Raw genomic sequence first — 20,568 nt, 5'->3', positions numbered from 1 at the left:
GAAGTTAAATCTTATAAGTTAAAGACAATCCAATAGAGTCATAATAAACATACGAATTGTTTGTGCTTACCTTTTTTGTGATATCAGCTAATCCTACTGTATCTTCTGTATAGGAAGGTGCTGTTGAAAATTTAAATAGTACGTCTAATGTTAGATTTTCTATAACTTGAATTTTGGCAATTAAGGAAAAATTGTGATAAAAGAAGTCACTTCCCCATCCTTTATCTTGCATTGTGCTCACATATCTTGCATTTCCAATATATGTTTGACCTTCATATAAGAATCCAACTAAATTAAGGGGCATTGGCATTTGATATGCTAAGAGTGCATAAGGATTTATTATGGTTCCATTTATATTTTTACCTTCGTCAGCTTTATATTTCCAAAGTTGATTATTCTTAGCGTGAGGGTTATATCTTAATTTCATATTATTTCCAACTACTGTTATAACATGTGTCCATTCTCCATCAATGATTGAATTTAGATCAAATTGTAGTCTACCTCCTGTAGTGAATTCATAGTAAAATTCAGGTTTACTTGAATATTTTCCATTACCAAGATGTACTCCAATGCCTTTAAATCCAAATGCTTCCCAACCTATTCCAAATTCAGATTCTGTGTATATATTTAAAAATGCAATAGGAGTAATTCCTATTTTTGCATGGGATAGTGCTAGGATAGGTGATAGTCCAATATTGACATCAAGGTCTATTCCATTATTCTTGAAGAAAATTGAGTCGAAATTATTTTGTAATGGGATAAATTTATGACCTCCAAAATGTGATATTAATTTTGCGCTTCCCCACGAGCTAGGTTCAATCTGTTTGCTTGGGTCTGTCGATGTAAATTTTGGGGTTATAAAACTTGGAGAAAATTTACTATTTGAAGTTCCAAGTGCATGTGGTGGATAATAAGCCGTTTGGAAATCAATATAAAAATATCGCGTTTGATTTTGTTTTGTTTCTGAATTTTCTTTTGTTGTTGAATTTTCTTTTGTTTCTAATTTTTGTTTTGTTTCTTCCTCTGAATAGGTAGAAACAGTTTGTAAAAATATTAATATTATTAACAATTTTTTTAACATATAATACCTTTGCTTATATAAGATTTTTTTCCTTTTTAATTTTTTTCATTATAGTTTATTTCTTTAAATAAAGTAAATTGTTTTGATTATAATTTTAGACTAATTTTTTTCAATTTTTGATATTATCTCCATTAAGTTTTTTTGTACTTCATTAATATTTTTTGATGCGTCTATATTATTAAGTCTATTACTGTTTGAGTAAAAATTTATTAATGGTTTTGTTTGCAAATTATATTCCTGAAGTCTAATTTTTAAAGACTCTTTTGTATCATCTTTGCGTTGGTAGAGAATACCTTGGCAAAAATCACAAATTTCTTTTTCTTTTGTAGGAAGTGTATATATATTAAATATTTTGCAACAAGATTGGCATATTCTTCTTCCAGAAAGCCTTTTAACCAGAAGTTTTTCGTCAATTAAGAAATTTATTATTTTAATGTTTTCTAATAACCTATCTAATTCTATGGCTTGATTGATATTTCTGGGAAATCCATCGAGAATAAAATTATCCCTATTGTCAATAGTATTGATTTTGTCTTCAACGACTTTAATCGTAATTGAGTCGGGTACTAATTGTCCATTTTCAACTATTTGTTTGATTTCTTTTCCAAGGGGTGTATCATTTTCTATGTTTGTTCTAAACAAATCGCCTGTTGAAATGTGATAGTAATTTAGTTCATTTGATAGAATTTTTGCAATTGTACCTTTTCCAGAACCTGGAGGGCCTAAAAAGACAAGTTTCATAATGTAACTCCTGTATAGTTTTATTTTTATTTTTGATATTTAACCGAAGATATTTAACAAGAATTTAAATCCAACAATTGTTCCAATTGCAGATCCAATGTTAACAAAAAACACTATTAATAAGATTTTTGTAACTTTATTCTTAAAATATCCTTTTATGTTATGTAAATCTTCTTGTAGGCTTTCAAAATCTTTTATTTTTGGTTTATTTATATATGCTTCAACGAGTCCTGCTACCATACCTGTCCCAATAAATGGCATTAAAGAAAATATTGGAGCACCAATTGATGCTGTTAGTATAGTAATAATGTTGGCTCTTAATAAAATAGCTGCAATGCCTGCAAATACAGAATTACATATTATCCAGATTTCTAAATTTTTATAGGCAAATTCAAAGTCTTTAAAGTAGAATGAACTTGCTATTAGTATAATAATCGAGATAGCTATTAAGTAGGATATCAATTTGCTTATTGAGAAATTGTTTTTAGGTATGGTGTTTAGTTCTTCAATGTTAATAATTTTTTTAGTATCTTGAATTTCTTTTAAGTTTTCTATTATTCCCTTTACATGGCCAGCTCCCACAACAGCAAGAATTGTTCCAGATCCTTCAAGTATTTTACTTGCTATAAATTCATCTCGTTCATCAATTAAGACTTTTTTTACAGTGGGAATTTCTTTTGCAAGTTCTTCCATTATATTTGATAGAGCATCTTGTTCTTTAAGTTTTTCAATTTCATCTTCTGTGACTTTGATATCTGAGAATGAAAACAGGCTTGATATTATTTTTGTTTTTTCAAAAATTGGAACACAATTCCAAGCTCTCTTTAGAGTTGTCTCAACTTTTCTGTCTGCAAGTATTAAAGGTATGTTATGTTCCTTGGCTTTTAAAATGGCTGTTTTCATTTCTTCACCAGGACTAATTCCTTGTTCTTTTGCTAATTTTTTTTGAAAATTACTTAAAATAATTTGTACTATTAATAAAAAGGCTTTTCCTTGTTTTATTACTTTATATATGTCCAAGTTGCGCCATTTTTCATTTTCGTCTGTTTGTAGAATGGCATGGTAGCGTGCCTCATCAAGTTCAACCGCTATAAAATTTGGTTTTAATATATCAATCAAATTAGCAGTGTCTTGTGAGCTTTTTTTTGATACATGAGCTGTTCCTAATACATATATTTTATGATGATCTATGTCAAGAGTACTTACATGTGAAAAGTAGTCTTTTGTGTTTTCTTTTGCGGTTTCCAAAAGTTATCCTTGTCTTTAAAAATTTAACCATCAAGAAGGATGGTTTCTAATAATTTTACCACATGACCTATTGAAACTATATAGTCTATATTATTTTCTTCTATTGCAATTTTTGGCATTCCAAATACCACTGAGCTTTTTTCATCTTGTGCAATAGTTACGCCTCCAGCTTTTTTAATATCTCCAATTTCTCTGGAACCGTCATTTCCCATTCCAGTCATTATGAGAGCTATGACTTTTTCTTTTACGTTTTCTGATATTGACTTGAATAGTACTCCTATAGAAGGTTTGTGTCCGTTGACATTTTCCGCATCAAAAACCTCTATTTGATAATTATCGTTTATTTTGTTTATTTTTGTGTGATATCCTCCAGAACTTATATATATGCATCCTTTTTGAAGGATTTCATTGTTTTTTGTTTCTTTTACAGTTAAGTTACAAATCTTATTAAGATTGTTTGCAAATTCTGTAGTAAATCCTTTTGGCATATGTTGAACAATTACTATTGGAATAGGAAAGTTTTTTGAAATTTCTGATAAAATTATTTTTAATGCTGCAGGGCCTCCTGTGGATATTCCAATAACTACCATTTCAAATTTTCTATTTTTAAGTTTTTTTAAATCTTGGTCATTTATTATTTGTTTTTGATTAAGACTTGTTACTATGTATTTAGTGTTTGTTTTTTTTAAATTATGTTCTCTTATGTTTATTATATTTAGGTTATTTTTTTTATCTTTTTCATTTTGTGACGGTGTGTATGTTTCTGGTTTAGAATTAATATTGGTTATGATTTTGTTTTTTATACTCTTATTTCCATAAATTATAAGTAAATCAATAATTTTATCTTTTATTTTGTCTAATTTACTATCAATTTTTATTATGAAATCATCAGCACCTTGTAGTAGAGCATTTATTGCAAGATCTTTATTAGATGATAGTATAATGACGGGAATTTTATTATTGATATTTTGCTTTTTTTGTATGAGGGAAATGTCTTTGATAGTTTCTTTTTCTAGGCCTAGTAATATTACATCTGGGTCTTGTTTTAATTTTTTTAATGCAAAGTCTGCATTGGCTGCAGTTGCAATAACTTTAAGTTTTGATGAGGAATTTATTATATCCGATATAGCCTTTCTATTAACAGACGAAGAATCAATAATGAGCACGTAAATTGTTATTCTCATTTTTTATTTGCTCCTATAGGTCTGCTTGCATAAAATTATAGTTTGTATTTGTTTTGGAATGAAAGTTTTTTTTCATTAGGGACACTCTCATCATCCTTTTCATATATTATAGCCCAAGGTGTCTTTAAAAACTTGAAAGGAAGATTTAGACCAAAGAGTGATTCTGAGTGTCCGATAAATAAGTAACTCTTCATAGCCATAGAAGAATAAAATTTTTTCAAGACTTTAATTTGTGATTTTTCGTCGAAATATATGAGTACATTTCTACAAAATATGACGTCTATATTGGAAAATCCACTTTCAAAATTTAAATTATGATAATCAAATCGTATGTGTTTTTTGATGTCATTTACTACCTTATAACCATCCATGTGAGGCTTAATGTATTTTTTATACTCTGCTGGAATATGTTCACATTGTTGGCTAGAGTAATGTCCGTCTTTTGCTATCATTAACGATTTTAAACTTAAATCAGAGGCTATAATAATAAATTCAAAATTTTCTGGAATGTGGTATTTAAGAACAAATGCTAATGAATATGGTTCTTCTCCAGTTGAACATCCTGCAGACCATATAACAATTCTATTTTTATTTTCTTTTGTTTTAATATTTATTAATTGTGGTATTATGAATTTTTCAAAAGTTTTAAAATGGGCTTCATTTCTGAAAAATCTTGTTAAATTTGTAGTAACTAGATCTAAAAAATACTCTTTTTTAAATTTGTCTGAAATTATTAATTCGTATAGTTGTTGTGGTGTATTGATATTTTGAAGTTCATGTATTGCATCATTAATTCTACTTTTTAATACAATTTTATTTTTTTCATCAAAACGTATACCACTATTATCATATATAAAATTACAAAATTTTACCAAAAGTTCATCATTAATGTTTAACATCTATAAAGTCCAATTTTATGAATTTTCTTAATACATAGTATTACTTAACCATTGTAAATTTCTAGTGGGTTTATATAATTTTTTCAAAATAATAGTACAATTAGTATTAGTAGAGTTACTTTAAATATTAGTTTAAGGGATAAATTTGTGAATAAGTATTTATTATTTTTTATCTTGATTTTAATGCTAGTAGCTTGTGCTAGCAAAAGGAAAAATTTAATGGAAGAACATGGAATATTTGCTTTAATTGATACAAATAAAGGTACTATAAAAATTAAACTTTATTATAAAATTGCTCCTTTGACCGTGATGAATTTTATTGGTCTTAGTGAAGGTCTTATTGAAAATTCTGTTACAAATCAACCTTATTTTGATAATCTTATTTTTCATAGGGTTGTTGATGGGTTTGTTATTCAAACAGGTGATCCTACTGGTACTGGTACTGGAGGTCCTGGTTATGTATTTCCTGATGAATTTACTAAAGGTGTGAGGCATGATGAAGCAGGCGTTGTTTCTATGGCTAATGCAGGTCCTGATACTAATGGAAGTCAGTTTTTTATTACTCTTGCAGATAATCTTACATATCTTGATTTTAAGCATTCAATTTTTGGTAAGGTGGTTGAGGGAATGGAAACAGTGAGGAGCATAAGTCTTGGAGATAAAATAGAGAGAGTAAAGATAATTCGTGTTGGAGATCATGCACATTCTTTTAAAGTTAATAATGAAGAATTTTTAAAATTAAAGAGTAGTTATGAAACAAAAAAATTAAAAGAGTATGAAAAACATATGGCTTGGCAATTTGAAATAATTGATCGAGATTGCAAAGATTTTGAAAAAGATGAAAGTGGTATTTTATATAAGGTAATAAAACAGGGAAATGGTAAATGTGCTAAGAATGGTGATATTGTAAGAGTAGATTATGAGGGTTTTTTGTTAAATGGATTTAAATTTGATAGTTCTCTTGAGAGGGGTAATATAATGGAGTTTGAACTTGGTCTTGGGAGAGTGATTAAAGGTTGGGAGATAATGTTGTCAAATATGTGTGAAGGGGAAGAGAGAGTTATAATAATTCCACCAAATCTTGCTTATGGAGATAGAGATTTTACCAGTATGATAAAAGCAAATTCTTTTTTAAAATTTAATATTATTTTAAGGAAAGTTAATTAATGTTCAATCGAATTTTTTTTGATGAAGATATTAAATATGAATTTTATAGAAAATTTTTTCATATCTCAAGTTTAGTGTTTTTATTATTATATAAAGTGAATTTGTGGATAGGTTTTGTTGCAAGCTTGTTTTTTATGGTTATTTACCTGATATTAGAATTGTTAAGAGTCATGCAAAAAAAATTATTTTTTTTAGGAGATATATCAGAAATACTAGTGAAAACTAGAGAAGTCTCTTTTTGTAAAATATATCTCTCTCCAATATTTTTAGTAGTCAGTATGTTTTGTACTTATTTTTTTATAGCTAAACCTTTTAGTTATATTGGAATATTTTCTGCATGTATTGGAGATGGGCTTGCAAGTCTTTTTGGTAAGCTTATTCCATCTTTTAAACTTGTAAATAATAAAACGTTTGCAGGAAGTATTTCTGTTTTTGTTGTTGCTTTTATAGTATGCTATTATTTTGTTCCCAATTTTGTTATGGCATTAATTGTTGGTATGGGAGCTATGCTTGTTGAACTTTTTGATTTTGCAAAATACGATAATTTATTTTTGCCTGTAGGGGTTGCAACTTTATCTTTTTTATTGGTAACTTGAATTTATTGAGCTTGACTTTTTATAGCCAATAAAAAAAGAGTTTGCCTGATTCTTGTAAGTATATTGGTACTCCTATTGAAATTGGTATGAATGCATAGGGTATTTCTATCAAATTTAAGTAAGTTCCTAATACTATTAATGATGTTGATACAAAGAGTAGCAAATAACTTAAGTTTTTTTTCCTTAAACATGCTACCAGGAAGTTCATTAATATTAGTAGTAGGAATAAATAGATGTATAATTTATTATTTTTTATTGGAGAGAAAAAGTCGTTTGTGTGTTGATAAGCATTAATAGGTATTAAATAGCTATAAATCATTGAGAAAGTAAAAATTAAATAAATGGTATAAGTTATTGATTTTATTTGAAAATCACATATATATAGACTTAAAAAGAATAAATTTAGTAATGAAAATATGACTATTAAGTGATAAAATTTCATTAAAGAATACAATTCTAAACTCAATGTGTTGCTTAAAAGGTAATATTTAAAAATTGCAATGGGTTCAATTATATAAAAGCAAATAAAACAATAAAAAAATACGAATTGTATATTGTTTGTTCTCTTGTAATTGATATATGTCCAAATGGATCCTATGATGCCAATGTTGAATATAAAAAATTTGTTGACCAAAGCCAATGTATTTGTATTGTATATTTTACTAAGATAATTATAAAAGTTTATGCTGGTATTTAAGTAGTAAATAAATATTGATATAACAATTATTCCTAGACTAACGGTCGTTAATAAAAAGAAATTTAATTTTGAAAATAATGTTTTCATTTAAGTTCCCAAGAAGATATATTTTTTTGCATTTTGATTATTTTTTTTATTTTAGCATCAAGTTTTGCAAAAAAATCTATTTTTGTTTTCTCTTCAATTGAATTTACGTTCACAACGTAATTTTTTAAATCTGTATCTTTAGCTTTTTCATTTGGAATAATAAAAGCTACAATTTCATAATTATTACTCTTGTTGTTTAAGGATAACACGATTTTATAAAAGTTTTTTGGAATTAAAATTTTGTTGTTTCCAATAAATCCTTGGTTTTCCGTCAAGATTCCTGCGCTAATAATATAAATCTTTTCTTTTGAAATAGCCCATTTTCTAACTTTTTGTTCAAGTTTAGACCAAATTCCTGAGTTGAATGAACTTTTTTGTGGAGAAATGTTTGATAAAAAATAAGTCTCTCTCATAGCCTCTTTAGAAAAAGACATATCAGCAGAACTAACAATATGTCCTCTATCATATCCGCTGTGTAGGTAGTCACTTAATTTTGGTGCAATTCCTTTGATATCTGGATCTTCAAAAAATTTTTTACTTCGCGTGATTTTTTTTTCTTTAACTAAGATTAAAGCTAATTCAACCATTTCTCTTTTTAATTGATAAGCTACCCATTCTGATTGTCTTGCATGTTCAGCATATCCTAAAGAATAATATTTTTTGTGTAATACTTGGGTAGTAAGATATCCCTGTGGTAAGAGATATTCTTCTTGTAGTTTTATTGGAATTTGAGGTCTATAAAATCTATTTTTAATTTCTTCTAAATAATTAGAAGCTATTTCTTTTATTTTATTGACGATTTTTGGGTTTTGATGTAGGAATAAAAATCCTATTAAAATTGATATGTAGAGAATAATTAAGATTTTTGATTTTTTTTTCATTGATTTTCCCCTTTTTTATTTTTTAGATTATATCTAATACCAAAGTTAAATGAAATATTAAAAGTGTCAAGGAATAAACATTCGACTTTTGAGTATATATTAAGGTAAGAAATAGATTCTTTTGTAGAAAATTCAAAAAATATATATGGTTCTACTACATAAGGTATTTTATTATAAAATCTAAAATTTCCTATTAAATTTGTTGATAGGTAAAATCGTCCTCCAATACCCATACTAGTAGATAAGTATTTTAGTTTTTGAAAGAAATTAATGATATTCCAATTTATTCCTATACCAATATAAGTACTTGAGAATTGGATTTTTTTAGATACATTGTAATCTTCAATCATTAAAATCATGCAAACAGCCATAAAATCAAGATTATTTGTGGCGAATGTATAATAGGGTCTAAATATTATGTGATTGTTTTCTGCATTGAGAAAGAATCCTGTTCCAAGTCCTATACCTGTTGAATAGATGAAACCTCTATTTATTGAGAATATACTATTTTTATTTTTTTCTGATTTTTCTTTTAAAGGTAAATTTTTTTTATTGATTTCATCTTTTTTTTGTGTTTTTTCATTTGAAATTTTATTTTCTTTATTTTTTATCTCATTATTTAATGAATATAAATTAATACATGATAATAATAAGCAACAGTAGATTATTTTTTTCATAATTAAATTAGTTTAAATAATATACAATTATTTGCAAATAAAGAAGTGTTAGTGAGATGGGGAATACAAATTTAATCTTTGTACTGTGATAAAATTAATTTAAGTACTTAGGAGGTTTAAGGTTATGTTTTTGGATTTTTTAAAAAAGGAGCTTATTTTTGTATCGTCCACAATATGTTCTAAAGATGAAGCACTTAATTTTTTAGTGGAAGAAGTAAGTAAGAAAGGTTATACAAATGATAAATCAGTATTTATGCAAGGATTGCTTGATAGGGAAAATATTGGTGATACATCTTGGGAAAATGGAGTTGCTATTCCTCATTTTGTAGGAGATGTTGTTAGTATCAGTTTTATTTCATTGCTTTACATAAAGGGTAATGGTATAAAATGGTCTGATGATAATCCTCCTGTTAATTTAATATTTTTAATTTGTATGTCAAAGGATCAACAAGGTACTGGGCATATTAAGTCAATAGCTTTTATAGCCAGATTATTTGAAAATGATGATTTTAAAAATTTTTTAAAAAATGGAAATAATTCTGATGAAATTTATTCTTATATAAAAAATGTTGAAAATAATTATTTAGAGAGTGATTTTAGTATTTCTAGGACAGAGAATATATTGGCTGTATGTGCTTGTCCTGTAGGAATTGCACATACATATATTGCTGCTAAGAAGCTTGAAGTTGAAGCTAAAAGACAGGGATATAGCATTAAAGTTGAAACTCAGGGTTCTATTGGTATTGATAATCCTTTAAAAAAAGAGGATATTGAAGCTGCTGATGTTGTAATACTTGCAGTAGATAAAGATGTTGATGAGTTAAGATTTGATGGAAAGCGAGTTTATAAAATTTCGACTGCAAGGGCTATTAACGATGTAGAGAATGTTATTAAAGAAGCATTTAGTGTTCCAGTGTTAACATTTAAAGGTATGAATACTTTAAAGGATAATTCTAATAATAGCAAATCTGGCTTTTACAAATATTTAATGAGTGGTGTCTCTCCTATGGTTCCAATTGTGGCTAGTGGTGGTATTTTAATAGCCTTTGGCATATCTCTTGCAGGGGTTGGTTCTGGTGGTCCAAATTTTGAGCAATATCCTTTTTATAAGACAATTACAGATATTGGTGGTGTGGCTTTTAGTATGATGTTGCCAGTACTTTCAGGATTTATTGCAATGTCAATTGCTGATAAGCCAGGTCTTGCACCAGGTCTTGTGGGAGGAGTTCTTGCTAGGGACGTTAAAGCAGGATTTTTAGGAGCCATACTTGTAGGGTTTATGGCAGGTTTTATTGCAAGATGGTTAGCAAGAAGACAAATATCTGAATGGCTTAGGCCTATAATGCCTATATTTGTAATTCCTTTAATAAGTACTGTTATTATTGGATTTTTCATGATTTACGGAGGTGTTTATATTGCCCAATTTATGGGACTTCTTGAAAATGGTCTTAAGGAGCTTCAAAGTAATTCAGATGCTCATGGTATTATAGGAAAGTTGTTACTTGGGGCAGTACTTGGTGCTATGGTATCAATTGATATGGGAGGGCCTTTTAATAAAGTTGCATTTCTTTTTGGTGTTGGTATGATTCCTAGTGTGCCACAAATAATGGGTATGGTTGCATCAGCTATTCCTGTTGCTCCTATGGCTATGGGACTTGCTACTTTGATTATGCCACAATTATTTGAAGAGGAAGAGAGAGAATCGGGAAAAATATCATTTTTGATTTCTTTTATTGGCATTAGTGAGGGTGCTATTCCTTTTGCTGCCAGTGATCCTGCAAGAGTTTTGCCTTCGATAGTGCTTGGAGGTGCTGTTTCAAGCATTATTGCAGCATTTTGGGGCGTTGCAGATCATGCTCCGCATGGGGGGCCAATAGTTTTACCTGTTGTTGATCATAAATTTGGATTTCTTGTTGCAATAGCTGTTGGTGTTGCGGTGGCAACAAGTGTAGTTATTTTTTTGAAATCTTTAAAGGTTAAGGTATCTAAATGAGTGTTGATAATATATTTTTGATGAAAAATGAGATTAAGGAGTATGATTGGGGTGGATATGGTTTCATCCCTTCCCTTTTGGGACAAAAAAAAGACGGTTTGCCAAAAGCTGAAATGTGGCTTGGTGCACATAAAACATTTTCTAGTAAAATATTAGTTGATGGTCAATATGTTTCTCTTTTTAATTTTTTAGAAATACATAAAGAGCTTTTAGGTTTTGGGAGTGAATTGTCGTTTTTATTTAAAATTCTTTCAGTGCATAAACCTTTGTCACTGCAGATACATCCTTCAAAAGATATTGCTTTAAAAGGCTTTGCGCTTGAAAATAATAAAAAAATAGTTATTGATGATTCTAAGAGAATTTATAAGGATGAAAATCCTAAAGTAGAGCTTGTTTATGCTTTGAGTGATTTTTATGCTCTTAAAGGTTTTTTGCCACTTGATGGCATTAACCATATTTATAGAAGTTTAGGATTGGATTTTAATTTTATGACACATGAATCGTTTGTAAAAACCTTATTTGATTTACACGAATTTGAAATTGAGAATATTATTTATAAAGTGTTAGATAATTTAAATTTTATAGATGAATTTAGAGCTTTTTGGTTTAATGAAATTTATAAAATGTATGGTATTGATATTGGTCTTTTGGTATTTTTGGGAATGTATATTTTTAAATTAAAAACAGGTGAAGTTTTTTATACTGAAAGTCGAGAAGTTCATGCTTATCTTAAAGGTGAATGCATTGAACTTATGACTAATTCTGATAATGTCATTAGAGCAGGTTTTACAACTAAACATATTGACAAAGATGAAATGTTGAAGGTTGGAAAATTTGAGGAGGGAGTTTTTTCATTGTTAAAGAGTGAAAATATTGATGGTTGTGATGTATTTAAGTTGCCAGGTACCAATTTAAGTTTGTTTCACAAATGTATAGGTGGAGAGAGCTACTTTGAAAGAGTTGGTGTTATGATATTATTAGTTATAAAAGGAAAAGTTCAGCTTAATAATAGAATTTCTCTTAAGATGGGAGATAGTGTGTTTATAGGGAATTGTGATTGTAATAAGGAATTGTCAATTTGTGGTAATGGAGAAATTTTTATTGCGCTTTCTTTATAGTTAAGATATTGATTTTTAATTTTTAATTTTAAGAAAAGATATTTAATAATTTATATAAACATTTTAATAAATCCAATTGCAAAAAATTTAAATCTCATGCCTTCAAATACTATTTTTGGTTCTGTTAAAAATATTGTTGGACCAAGTGTTGGGTAAATTTTAAATCCTAATGATAAATTTTTGATGATTTTATATTCTATTGATAAGGGTAGTCTAGTTACTATTGCTATTCTGTCATAAGGGGATGGTTTTTGAGAACTAGGAGAAGTTAAATTTGCTTGAGACCAATCTACTCCAATTCCAAATCCACCTCCTATTATTAGAGATTTTCCTATTAGTTGTCTGAAAATTAAATCAATGGCAATTAAATTATAAGGCTTAAAGTTTATTGTATTGAAATATAGAAAGCTACCATATCCAAAATCTATGTCTACGTATGGCACTGAGATTAATAGGTTTATAAGAGGACTTCCAGTGCCTGTTCCTGCTGCAAATGAGTAAGCGTTTTTATATTTTTTATTATTGTTTGCAGTATTATTTGGTTTAAGTTTTTCAGGTTTTATTTCAGGTTTTATTTCAGGTTCTATTTCAGGTTCTATTTCAGGTTGTTCAGGTTCTATTTCAGGTTGTTTAGGTTCTATTTTAGGTTGTTCAGGTTCTATTTTAGGTTGTTCAGGTTCTATTTTAGGTTGTTCAGGGACAATAGGTTTGTCATTTGTAGTGCATATAGTTCCATCCTTTTTTTGTTTACATTCGATAAAATACATACTATCATATTGCGAAAAGGCAAGATTGTATAAGTTGAATATTAACAATAATGTAAGTATTTTTTTGGTGTTTTTTCCCATTAATGTTCCTTTGTATAGTTGTTTTATATGTATATTTTTATGAATCCAAAACCAAAAAATCCAAATCTTATTCCTTCCATTGATGTGGGATTAAATATCATTGTGGCACCAATTGTTGTGATAGCTTTAAAACCTATGAAAACATTTTTTAAAAAACCATATTCCAATATAATGGGAAGTCTAATTGTAAAGCCCAATCTATTATTGGATGAAGTTAATGAAAACTCTTCTTGTTTATTTTGTCCATTATTATTTTGTTGTGTTACATTGGAGGCATCTTGTTCATTTGGTTTTACTTGAGATAGGTCAATGCCTATGCCAAGTCCTCCAGAGAGTGTTGTATTGTGATAGACTTCTTCTTTAAATACAATATCAGTCCCAAGGACAATATAAGGTATAAAGTTGTTAGGATGCAGTCCATTAAAGCCCCCATATCCAAAATCTACATCTACATAAGGAAAATTGATTATGATATTGGTTATAGGATTTCCGATACCAAATCCTATGCCAAATATATTAGGTGGATAGGAACTTTTTTGAGAATGCTGTTTGTTTAATACTCTATTTAGAGCTTCTGGATCAATGGTTGTTGCAATAGATGAACTTATGGTTAAAAAAATCATAAGTATTGTTAATTGTGTTTTCATGAATTTTCCTCCAAATTGTGTTTGATTAGATTTGTATGATTTTTAAAATTATATTTCATAAAATATAAGATGTTTATGTTTTCGTTTATAGTCAACATTATTATGATTTTATATATTGGGTACATTTTTAATATTAAAATTTTTTCCATATCAGCATTTTTTTGATGATTGTAAATTATGACAATCAGAGTCATTTTTGTGTATATTGCTAAGTGATATCAGATTTTTATTAAGTTTTAAAATGTAATATCTGAATAAGTTGAGGTTATAAATAACATTTGATTTGAATTTTTGAACATTATTAGATGTAACATTATTTATGTTATTGTTATATTTATTTTTTATCGTAAATTTTTGGCATAATGTTATAGTTAAATTTGTAAACATTTTACTACATATTTTTTTTAGACATCTATTGTAATATACAAACATATTTTTATAGCTTATAAAAATAAATATTACAGCAAAGATTTATATTAAAAATATGTTTGACATATTTTTAATATAAATATAAATTTAAGTATAAATTTTACTTATGAGTTGATAAGATTGTTTTTAGTTATTTTCCATAATTGTAAGATAGGTTTTTAGTGTACAATTTTTATTAAATATCTTATATTGTATTATTAATTAAAAATTATGGTATGTATAAAAGTCAGAAAACTTAGAGAATATTGATCTTGGAATTAATATATATGATATCCTTTATTGTAAAAAGTAGATTTTTGCTTTTGAGGTCAAATTATATTGTGTCTTTATAGTTAAGTTTTAAGTTTTTAGGGAAGGTGTGGTTTATGAGTGATTTTATTGCTTCAAGAGAAGAGGAATTTTCTAAATGGTACTTGGATATAGTACAAAAGGCAAAACTTGTTGATTATAGTCCTGTTAAGGGTTGTATGGTTATTATGCCTTATGGATATGCTATTTGGGAGAGAATTCAGAGTGTAATTGATGATAAGTTTAAAGAGAGTGGGCATGAGAATGCATATTTTCCATTACTGATTCCTTATGAGTTTTTAGAGAGGGAAAAAGAGCATGTTAAGGGATTCTCTCCAGAACTTGCTGTTGTAACAACAGCTGGGGGTGAAGAATTGAGAGAACCTTTGGTTTTAAGACCTACTTCTGAGACAATTATTTGGAATATGTATAGTAAATGGATAAAATCTTATAGAGATTTACCTATTAAAATAAATCAATGGGCAAATATTATTCGTTGGGAAAAAAGGACAAAGCCATTTCTTCGTACTACTGAGTTTTTGTGGCAAGAGGGACATACTGCTCATGAGACTTCTAATGAAGCTCAAGAGGAAGCTTTGTTTATTTTAAATCTTTATAAAAAATTTGTTGAAGATTATTTGGCTATTCCTGTATTTTATGGTAAGAAGACAGAAAGAGAAAAATTTGCAGGTGCTGTGTCTACTTATACAATTGAAGCGTTGATGCAAGATAAAAAAGCTTTGCAAGCAGGAACATCACATTATTTGGGATTGAATTTTGCCAAGGCTTTTGATGTTAAATTTCAAAATAAAAACGGTGAGATGAGTTATGTTTTTGCCACTAGTTGGGGGGTTTCAACTAGGTTAATTGGGGCATTGATTATGGTTCATTCTGATTCTAAAGGTTTGATTTTACCTCCTAAGATAGCACCAATAGAAATTCTTATTGTTCCTATTTTTAAAAAAGATGATGATGTTAATAAAAAAATTCTTGAATATGCGACTACTATTTTTGATATTTTAGTAAAGGAAAAGTTTAGGGTTGAGATTGATAAAGATTTTAAGAATTCACCAGGATTTAGATTTGCTGCTTCAGAATTTAAGGGGATTCCAATACGAATTGAGATAGGTTCTAATGATATTTTAATGGATTGTGTCACTGTTGCAAGAAGAGATAGAGATAAAAATTCTAAGTATCAAGTATCATTTAAAGAGTTATTACCTAAAATAAAAGAGGAACTTGAGACTATGCAATGTGAATTATTTAATAAAGCGTTAGAATTTAGAAATTCAAATACCAAAGAAATTATTGGTTTTAAAGAGAATGATTATGATCTTTTTAAGACTTATATTAACGATAATTTAGGATTTGTACTCTCTTCATGGTGTGGAAATGAAGTTTGTGAAGAAAATATTAAAAATGATACAAAGGCTACAATACGATGTATTCCAGAAGATTTTCAAGATAAATCTTTAGACAATGTAACTTGTATTTATTGCAATACATCAGCCAAGCATTTTGTTTTATTTGCAAGAGCTTATTAAATTTTTATTTTTTAGTTATTAAGATATTAAGTATATTGTGAGTCATTAAAGTCTATTATTTGCATTATTGCAATGCTTGAGGTAAAGTCAATCATTATAGCTAGCGATGTTAGGATTGGAAGGATTGGTATGATGTTTGAGTAACTAAGTTCAATTCCTTTTGTATAAGTTGAGCATAGCATTGTAATTATGTAAATTAAACTATTAGGAATATGTGGAAATGCAAAAATGGAAATGAATGCTAATATACTCATATAGCTTATTTCATAGATTGTTATAGGTAAACTAGAGTAGGATTTTAAAATAATAAAGAAAGAAATTGTTGAAATGAAAATTGTTCCAAATTTAGACATAAAGTTTATTATTGGTATGTTTATGATTATGGATTTTTTTATATTTATTTTTTCATTTTTAATGTTTTCTATTAAAAGAGAATAGGGAGCATAAGTATCCATTGTTAGGCCCGCAAATATTATATTATGTAGAGATGTTAATATATTTTTGTACGATAATTTAAAATTCTTAGTTAATCGGTAGCTAATCATTGGAATTATTATTAGAATGATAATTCCTGTCCATAATGATAAAAAAATTATGCTATTTATATAATATTGATAGTTCTTAAAATTTTTTAAGTTAACAGCATATGCTGCTGTTATAAAAATAATTCCAAATTGTGATATTTTAACAATAATATCATTTGTATTATAAAAAAGATTGGACATGCTTAAGAGAAGCTCTTTTGCGATTCTTCCTTTTTGTTTTGCGTAATAAAAACTGGCACCAATAATGATTGAAATTAAATAAATATTTAAAAGATTTGGATTACTATTTGTAAATATAGTAAAAATATTTTTTGGAAAGAATGTTTCAAGAAATATTTTTTTATCAAATAAATATTGATTTTGAATATTTTTATCTAATATTGGAATTCTTTGTGGTAGGTATATTGTTGAAACAGCTATGGCTATAATTACTCCTGAAATATTAATTAAAATTCCATAATAGATTATTTTGCCAAACAACCTTTTGAATTTTTTATTTTCTATAATGTTTTCTATTCCAAGTGGAATTGCAAATATTAAAAAAGGAATTAGAGAAAAATAAGTTAACCTTATGAAAATATGTGAGAGTGCATTATAAGTTTCAGATGGCAGGAATAATCCAAATAATATTCCAATGGGGATGGTGAGAAAAAATTTTATTTTTTCATTCATATATTGTTCCTTTTTGAATTTGCAAAATCACAATTAATAGTATAATAAATTTTACTAGATTTTTTGTAAATATAAATTTGATATTGCATTTTCTTATCATTAATGTATATCAATACTGTGTTATGTGAAAAAATTTATATGTCATATATTTATGTTGTTTTATATTTTTTAAAGATATTTATTATATTTTGATTTTTTAAATTTTTAATTTCTTTTTTGTATTCATCGCTGATGTAGACATTTTTTTTAAGCAATAATTCAATCAAATTGATATTTTCAATTTCTATTGCAGCTTGTATAGGTGTTTTTCCATTCTTAAGAGTTAGGCTTAGATCAGCTCCTTGTTCTTTTAAAAGGTTGAATATTTTTTCATTGTTAAGATATATTGCCCAAAATATTGGTGAATGTTTTGTTTCATCTATGTTGTTGATTTTAATACCATAGTCTATTAGTATTTTGATAGTTTTAAAATCATTGTTAATTATTGCAATTGATAAAGGAGATACTTTATATCTAAAGTTTATCTGTGCAGCAAGATTTATAGCTATTAGGGTACCTTTTATATTTTGGAAATATATAGATGTAATTAAAAATTCATTTTTTATTTTTTGTAATTCTTGTAAGATATTTTTATTATTTATATCTATTAATTCTATTAATTTGTCTAACTTTTCTTTATTTGTTGTGTATTCTTGGTTATTAAAATTATAAACTGTTTTTGATAGTTCCTTTATTGTTTTGATAGTTTCATTTGCATTTAGGGATGTAATAAATTGTGTTAAGAGTATTATAAATATTATTTTCATTAATTTTGACCTTTAAATAGTTTTTTGAAACTGTTTTGTAATAATATCTTGATTTGAGGAGTTATTATTAAATATAATAACTGCAATTTTGTCTTTATCGTCTGTTATTATCAATTTGTTTTCTACGTTTTTTGAAGATATAAATATAAGTTGTAAGGCATTATTTGTATAGTCTATTAAACAAAAATATTCTTTTCCTTCCTCATTTATAAGTTTTAGGGCGTTTTTATATGATATTTGTAAATTTGGACTAAACCCTATTATTTCAAATGTTCCTGAACTTGGTAAATTGTAAATTTTGTTATCTATTCCCCACACAAAGGTTTTATCTTTATTAAATTTAATATTTCCATATTGTGTATTTGTTAAGTTTTCGTAAGAAGTTAATTTGTTTATAAGGTTTTGATTTTGTCTTTCAGATTCAAGTATGATTTTTTCGATGTTTTGTTCAATTATGACGAAATTTGATTCCAGTTGGTTTTCTTTAATTTGAATGATTGCTTTGTAGTAATTTTGGTTGCTTTTTACTATCAGGATAAAATCTTCCTTTGAGTTTTTTGATTTAAATAAAAAGCCGTTAGGTTTTACTTCCTCAATTATATCAAATTTAAAAATTAGGTTTAATTCGGGTATGTTGATTTTTATTTTGTTTTGTTGAGTAAAAAATAATCCATATTCATTTTTTAGTAGATTTTTATTATAAGTATTATTTGCAATCATTTTTTCATAATAAAGTGGTCTTAAATATTTTATGTTTTTAAATGTATGAATTACATTGTCTTGTGATGTTTGATCTAATGAATGTGTGAGTATTTTTCCAGGAATATTATCAAAAACTTCAAGTGCATAGTCAAAAACATAACCCTTATGACCATCTTTTGTTAATGCATATAGCCATTTTCCTTTAAGTGAACCTGCTTCTGTCGTTTCTCCGATATGTATTATTTTAAGTATGGTTTCTTTTGGTATCCTATGTATTATGTTTTCTCTGTAATTATCTGGAGATGTTCTTAGAGGTAAGAGATCTTTTTTGCTTATAGCATATTTATTTATATATGGTTGGATACTGTTTTGAAATTCTTCTGCTTCCTTTTTTGTTTGAAATTTTTCTATTGTGAATTTATGTACAATAAATTTTATTCCATTGTAATTTATTGTTGCTTTTTTGTCTTGATTAATGTTCTCTATTGTTACAAGAGATCCGTTTGGTAATTTTTCTCTATTATTTGAATCTAGAACAATACCATATTTGTCATTTTTATTAGAACAAGATAAAAATAATAAATATAATAAAATATAGATTAATTTTTTATTCATGTTAAAATTCCAGTATTTTTTATTGAACTTAAGATGTATTTTGTTATGCATGACCTTTATTATATAATAAAAACAATGAAGTTATTAATTCAAGTGTTTGGACTAGTGCTGATTTTTAGTTGCTATAAGAGTAAACAGAGTGAAATTCAGAGTCTAACAAGTCTTTTAGAAGCTTCAAATAAAAAAGGTCTAGATAGATTTCTTATCATTGATAGAATAGTTGATATTCATATGCACAATAAAGATTATGAGGATGCTTTGAGTTTTGTTAATAAGGGAATTGCTGATGATGAGGATAAGGAATATTATCCTTTATATTTTTATTTGATGGGTAATATATATTCTTATATTAAGGAAGATGAGATAGCTTTTACGTATTATAGATATATTGTTGATAATTTTGATGATTATATTTATGAGAATAGTTCTATAAAATTAGATATTGCAAAGAGAGTGATCAATTTAAATATTGATGCTATAGACAAAATAAATTATTATAAATTATTATTGAATGATAATTTTGAAAGTATGACCAATGCAGATAGGGGTAATTATTACTACAATCTTGCTTTAAGTTTAGAAGATGTTCAAAGTTATGATGAGGCTTATCTTTATTATAAAAAACTACTCTCAATACCGCGATCAGATTTAAAAATAGATTCAAGAGATTATTCTGCTGTTATGACTAAAATTAATTATTATGATAATCCGGATTTTGTAGTTTATAGAAATTTGAATGACTTAATTTCTGATGTTAAGAGATATATTTTTTCAGGAAATACTACAAAATTATTAAGTATAAGAGATAAACATAATTTTTTTATTCAAAGTTGGGATCAGCGAAGTGGTAAGAGTAATTCGATTAATACGAACAGTTTTTTGACAACTATGATTAAGCTTAGTAGTAGACGAAAAAATGGTATACAGTTTGCAAAAACTTTTGAAGCAGATTCTAGTAATGATATATCTTATCTTGGATCTAGTGGTTGGGAACATATTTGGGAATGGTATTTTGTTTTTAAAAAAATTTCTTATCCAAAAGATCCAGAAATTAATGATGGTTGGGCTTGGATAGGTGTTTATTTAGGTAAAAAATAGGGAGA

At 27.0% G+C, this 20,568-nt stretch carries 19 protein-coding genes; 6 read left to right on the top strand and 13 right to left on the bottom strand.

The window, feature by feature from the left end:
- Positions 1–4: 4 nt before the first annotated feature.
- The 5 genes from BDU_RS02045 to BDU_RS02025 all read right to left on the bottom strand — a co-directional run bounded on the left by BDU_RS02045 (position 5) and on the right by BDU_RS02025 (position 5,153).
- Positions 5–1,081 carry a hypothetical protein gene (locus tag BDU_RS02045; protein ID WP_012538173.1) on the bottom strand — a complete coding sequence of 359 codons (1,077 nt, stop codon included), beginning with the start codon at positions 1,079–1,081 and terminating at the stop codon, positions 5–7.
- Positions 1,082–1,180: 99 nt separating this feature from the next.
- Entirely contained in the window at positions 1,181–1,822 is a 642-nt protein-coding gene (locus BDU_RS02040) for an adenylate kinase (RefSeq protein ID WP_012538172.1), read from the bottom strand.
- Between the two features lie 39 nt (positions 1,823–1,861).
- Positions 1,862–3,070 (bottom strand): TraB/GumN family protein, encoded by a 1,209-nt coding sequence (locus BDU_RS02035; RefSeq protein WP_012538171.1) that lies wholly within the window; start codon positions 3,068–3,070, stop codon positions 1,862–1,864.
- 23 nt (positions 3,071–3,093) lie between these two features.
- Positions 3,094–4,254: a chemotaxis protein CheB gene (locus BDU_RS02030; RefSeq protein ID WP_012538170.1), complete on the bottom strand. Its 1,161-nt coding sequence runs from the start codon at positions 4,252–4,254 to the stop codon at positions 3,094–3,096.
- A gap of 35 nt (positions 4,255–4,289) precedes the next feature.
- Complete coding sequence (locus BDU_RS02025) at positions 4,290–5,153, bottom strand: CheR family methyltransferase (RefSeq protein ID WP_012538169.1); 864 nt, start codon at positions 5,151–5,153, stop codon at positions 4,290–4,292.
- Between the two features lie 219 nt (positions 5,154–5,372).
- Here BDU_RS02025 and BDU_RS02020 point away from each other — a divergent pair, with 219 nt between their 5' ends.
- A complete protein-coding gene (locus BDU_RS02020) occupies positions 5,373–6,320 on the top strand; it encodes a peptidylprolyl isomerase (RefSeq protein ID WP_318250777.1) in 948 nt (315 codons plus the stop codon).
- Positions 6,320–6,916 (top strand): diacylglycerol/polyprenol kinase family protein, encoded by a 597-nt coding sequence (locus tag BDU_RS02015; RefSeq protein WP_012538167.1) that lies wholly within the window; start codon positions 6,320–6,322, stop codon positions 6,914–6,916. Before BDU_RS02020 ends, BDU_RS02015 begins: the two co-directional genes overlap by 1 nt.
- Positions 6,917–6,935: 19 nt before the next feature.
- Here BDU_RS02015 and BDU_RS08520 read toward each other — a convergent pair whose 3' ends face one another.
- From BDU_RS08520 to BDU_RS02005, 3 genes are read right to left on the bottom strand one after another with little or no spacing between them, the layout of a single operon-like run.
- Complete coding sequence (locus BDU_RS08520) at positions 6,936–7,700, bottom strand: hypothetical protein (RefSeq protein WP_012538166.1); 765 nt, start codon at positions 7,698–7,700, stop codon at positions 6,936–6,938.
- Positions 7,697–8,581, bottom strand: coding sequence for a DNA/RNA non-specific endonuclease (locus tag BDU_RS02010; RefSeq protein WP_012538165.1), 885 nt, complete (start codon positions 8,579–8,581; stop codon positions 7,697–7,699). Before BDU_RS02010 ends, BDU_RS08520 begins: the two co-directional genes overlap by 4 nt.
- Entirely contained in the window at positions 8,578–9,258 is a 681-nt protein-coding gene (locus tag BDU_RS02005; protein WP_012538164.1) for a hypothetical protein, read from the bottom strand. The genes BDU_RS02010 and BDU_RS02005 overlap by 4 nt, the downstream gene beginning before the upstream one ends.
- A 124-nt stretch (positions 9,259–9,382) precedes the next feature.
- Here BDU_RS02005 and BDU_RS07690 point away from each other — a divergent pair, with 124 nt between their 5' ends.
- Complete coding sequence (locus BDU_RS07690; protein WP_012538163.1) at positions 9,383–11,251, top strand: fructose-specific PTS transporter subunit EIIC; 1,869 nt, start codon at positions 9,383–9,385, stop codon at positions 11,249–11,251.
- Positions 11,248–12,369, top strand: coding sequence for a mannose-6-phosphate isomerase, class I (gene manA / locus BDU_RS01995; protein WP_012538162.1), 1,122 nt, complete (start codon positions 11,248–11,250; stop codon positions 12,367–12,369). Before BDU_RS07690 ends, manA begins: the two co-directional genes overlap by 4 nt.
- A gap of 50 nt (positions 12,370–12,419) precedes the next feature.
- Here the strand turns inward: manA and BDU_RS01990 are convergent, their stop codons facing one another.
- Together BDU_RS01990 and BDU_RS01985 are read right to left on the bottom strand one after the other, a co-directional pair.
- On the bottom strand, positions 12,420–13,217 hold the full coding sequence (locus BDU_RS01990; protein ID WP_012538161.1) for a DUF3996 domain-containing protein: 798 nt from the start codon (positions 13,215–13,217) through the stop codon (positions 12,420–12,422).
- A 23-nt stretch (positions 13,218–13,240) separates the two neighbouring features.
- Positions 13,241–13,864 (bottom strand): BAPKO_0422 family outer member beta-barrel protein, encoded by a 624-nt coding sequence (locus BDU_RS01985; RefSeq protein WP_012538160.1) that lies wholly within the window; start codon positions 13,862–13,864, stop codon positions 13,241–13,243.
- A gap of 794 nt (positions 13,865–14,658) precedes the next feature.
- Here BDU_RS01985 and proS point away from each other — a divergent pair.
- Positions 14,659–16,125, top strand: coding sequence for a proline--tRNA ligase (gene proS, locus BDU_RS01980; protein WP_041177710.1), 1,467 nt, complete (start codon positions 14,659–14,661; stop codon positions 16,123–16,125).
- Positions 16,126–16,151: 26 nt separating this feature from the next.
- Here proS and BDU_RS01975 read toward each other — a convergent pair whose 3' ends face one another.
- The 3 genes from BDU_RS01975 to BDU_RS01965 all read right to left on the bottom strand — a co-directional run bounded on the left by BDU_RS01975 (position 16,152) and on the right by BDU_RS01965 (position 19,465).
- Positions 16,152–17,342, bottom strand: a complete 1,191-nt coding sequence (locus tag BDU_RS01975) for a dicarboxylate/amino acid:cation symporter (RefSeq protein WP_012538158.1) — start codon at positions 17,340–17,342, stop codon at positions 16,152–16,154.
- Between the two features lie 149 nt (positions 17,343–17,491).
- Positions 17,492–18,148 carry an ankyrin repeat domain-containing protein gene (locus tag BDU_RS01970; RefSeq protein WP_012538157.1) on the bottom strand — a complete coding sequence of 219 codons (657 nt, stop codon included), beginning with the start codon at positions 18,146–18,148 and terminating at the stop codon, positions 17,492–17,494.
- Positions 18,149–18,160: 12 nt separating this feature from the next.
- Entirely contained in the window at positions 18,161–19,465 is a 1,305-nt protein-coding gene (locus tag BDU_RS01965; protein ID WP_318250776.1) for a hypothetical protein, read from the bottom strand.
- 75 nt (positions 19,466–19,540) lie between these two features.
- On the opposite strand from BDU_RS01965, the gene BDU_RS01960 reads away from it, so the two are divergent.
- The gene (locus tag BDU_RS01960; RefSeq protein ID WP_041177779.1) at positions 19,541–20,563 is read left to right on the top strand and encodes a tetratricopeptide repeat protein; all 1,023 of its coding nucleotides are present in this window, start codon (positions 19,541–19,543) and stop codon (positions 20,561–20,563) included.
- Positions 20,564–20,568 lie beyond the last annotated feature (5 nt).

Origin of the sequence: Borrelia duttonii Ly (assembly GCF_000019685.1) — a bacterium.
Classification (GTDB): Bacteria; Spirochaetota; Spirochaetia; order Borreliales; family Borreliaceae; genus Borrelia; species Borrelia duttonii.
Note: the sequence above shows the minus strand (reverse complement) of the source record. Positions and strands in the feature narration are given on the sequence as shown.

What these genes read in the sequence shown, in the direction of transcription:
- BDU_RS08520 (WP_012538166.1), bottom strand. Translation starts at nt 7,700, where the DNA reads ATGAAAACATTATTTTCAAAATTAAATTTCTTTTTATTAACGACCGTT.
- BDU_RS02005 (WP_012538164.1), bottom strand. Translation starts at nt 9,258, where the DNA reads ATGAAAAAAATAATCTACTGTTGCTTATTATTATCATGTATTAATTTA.
- BDU_RS02015 (WP_012538167.1), top strand. Translation starts at nt 6,320, where the DNA reads ATGTTCAATCGAATTTTTTTTGATGAAGATATTAAATATGAATTTTAT.
- proS (WP_041177710.1), top strand. Translation starts at nt 14,659, where the DNA reads ATGAGTGATTTTATTGCTTCAAGAGAAGAGGAATTTTCTAAATGGTAC.
- BDU_RS07690 (WP_012538163.1), top strand. Translation starts at nt 9,383, where the DNA reads ATGTTTTTGGATTTTTTAAAAAAGGAGCTTATTTTTGTATCGTCCACA.
- BDU_RS02030 (WP_012538170.1), bottom strand. Translation starts at nt 4,254, where the DNA reads ATGAGAATAACAATTTACGTGCTCATTATTGATTCTTCGTCTGTTAAT.
- BDU_RS02020 (WP_318250777.1), top strand. Translation starts at nt 5,373, where the DNA reads ATGGAAGAACATGGAATATTTGCTTTAATTGATACAAATAAAGGTACT.
- BDU_RS01970 (WP_012538157.1), bottom strand. Translation starts at nt 18,148, where the DNA reads ATGAAAATAATATTTATAATACTCTTAACACAATTTATTACATCCCTA.
- BDU_RS02010 (WP_012538165.1), bottom strand. Translation starts at nt 8,581, where the DNA reads ATGAAAAAAAAATCAAAAATCTTAATTATTCTCTACATATCAATTTTA.
- BDU_RS01960 (WP_041177779.1), top strand. Translation starts at nt 19,541, where the DNA reads ATGAAGTTATTAATTCAAGTGTTTGGACTAGTGCTGATTTTTAGTTGC.
- BDU_RS01975 (WP_012538158.1), bottom strand. Translation starts at nt 17,342, where the DNA reads ATGAATGAAAAAATAAAATTTTTTCTCACCATCCCCATTGGAATATTA.
- BDU_RS02045 (WP_012538173.1), bottom strand. Translation starts at nt 1,081, where the DNA reads ATGTTAAAAAAATTGTTAATAATATTAATATTTTTACAAACTGTTTCT.
- manA (WP_012538162.1), top strand. Translation starts at nt 11,248, where the DNA reads ATGAGTGTTGATAATATATTTTTGATGAAAAATGAGATTAAGGAGTAT.
- BDU_RS02040 (WP_012538172.1), bottom strand. Translation starts at nt 1,822, where the DNA reads ATGAAACTTGTCTTTTTAGGCCCTCCAGGTTCTGGAAAAGGTACAATT.
- BDU_RS01965 (WP_318250776.1), bottom strand. Translation starts at nt 19,465, where the DNA reads ATGAATAAAAAATTAATCTATATTTTATTATATTTATTATTTTTATCT.
- BDU_RS01985 (WP_012538160.1), bottom strand. Translation starts at nt 13,864, where the DNA reads ATGAAAACACAATTAACAATACTTATGATTTTTTTAACCATAAGTTCA.
- BDU_RS01990 (WP_012538161.1), bottom strand. Translation starts at nt 13,217, where the DNA reads ATGGGAAAAAACACCAAAAAAATACTTACATTATTGTTAATATTCAAC.
- BDU_RS02025 (WP_012538169.1), bottom strand. Translation starts at nt 5,153, where the DNA reads ATGTTAAACATTAATGATGAACTTTTGGTAAAATTTTGTAATTTTATA.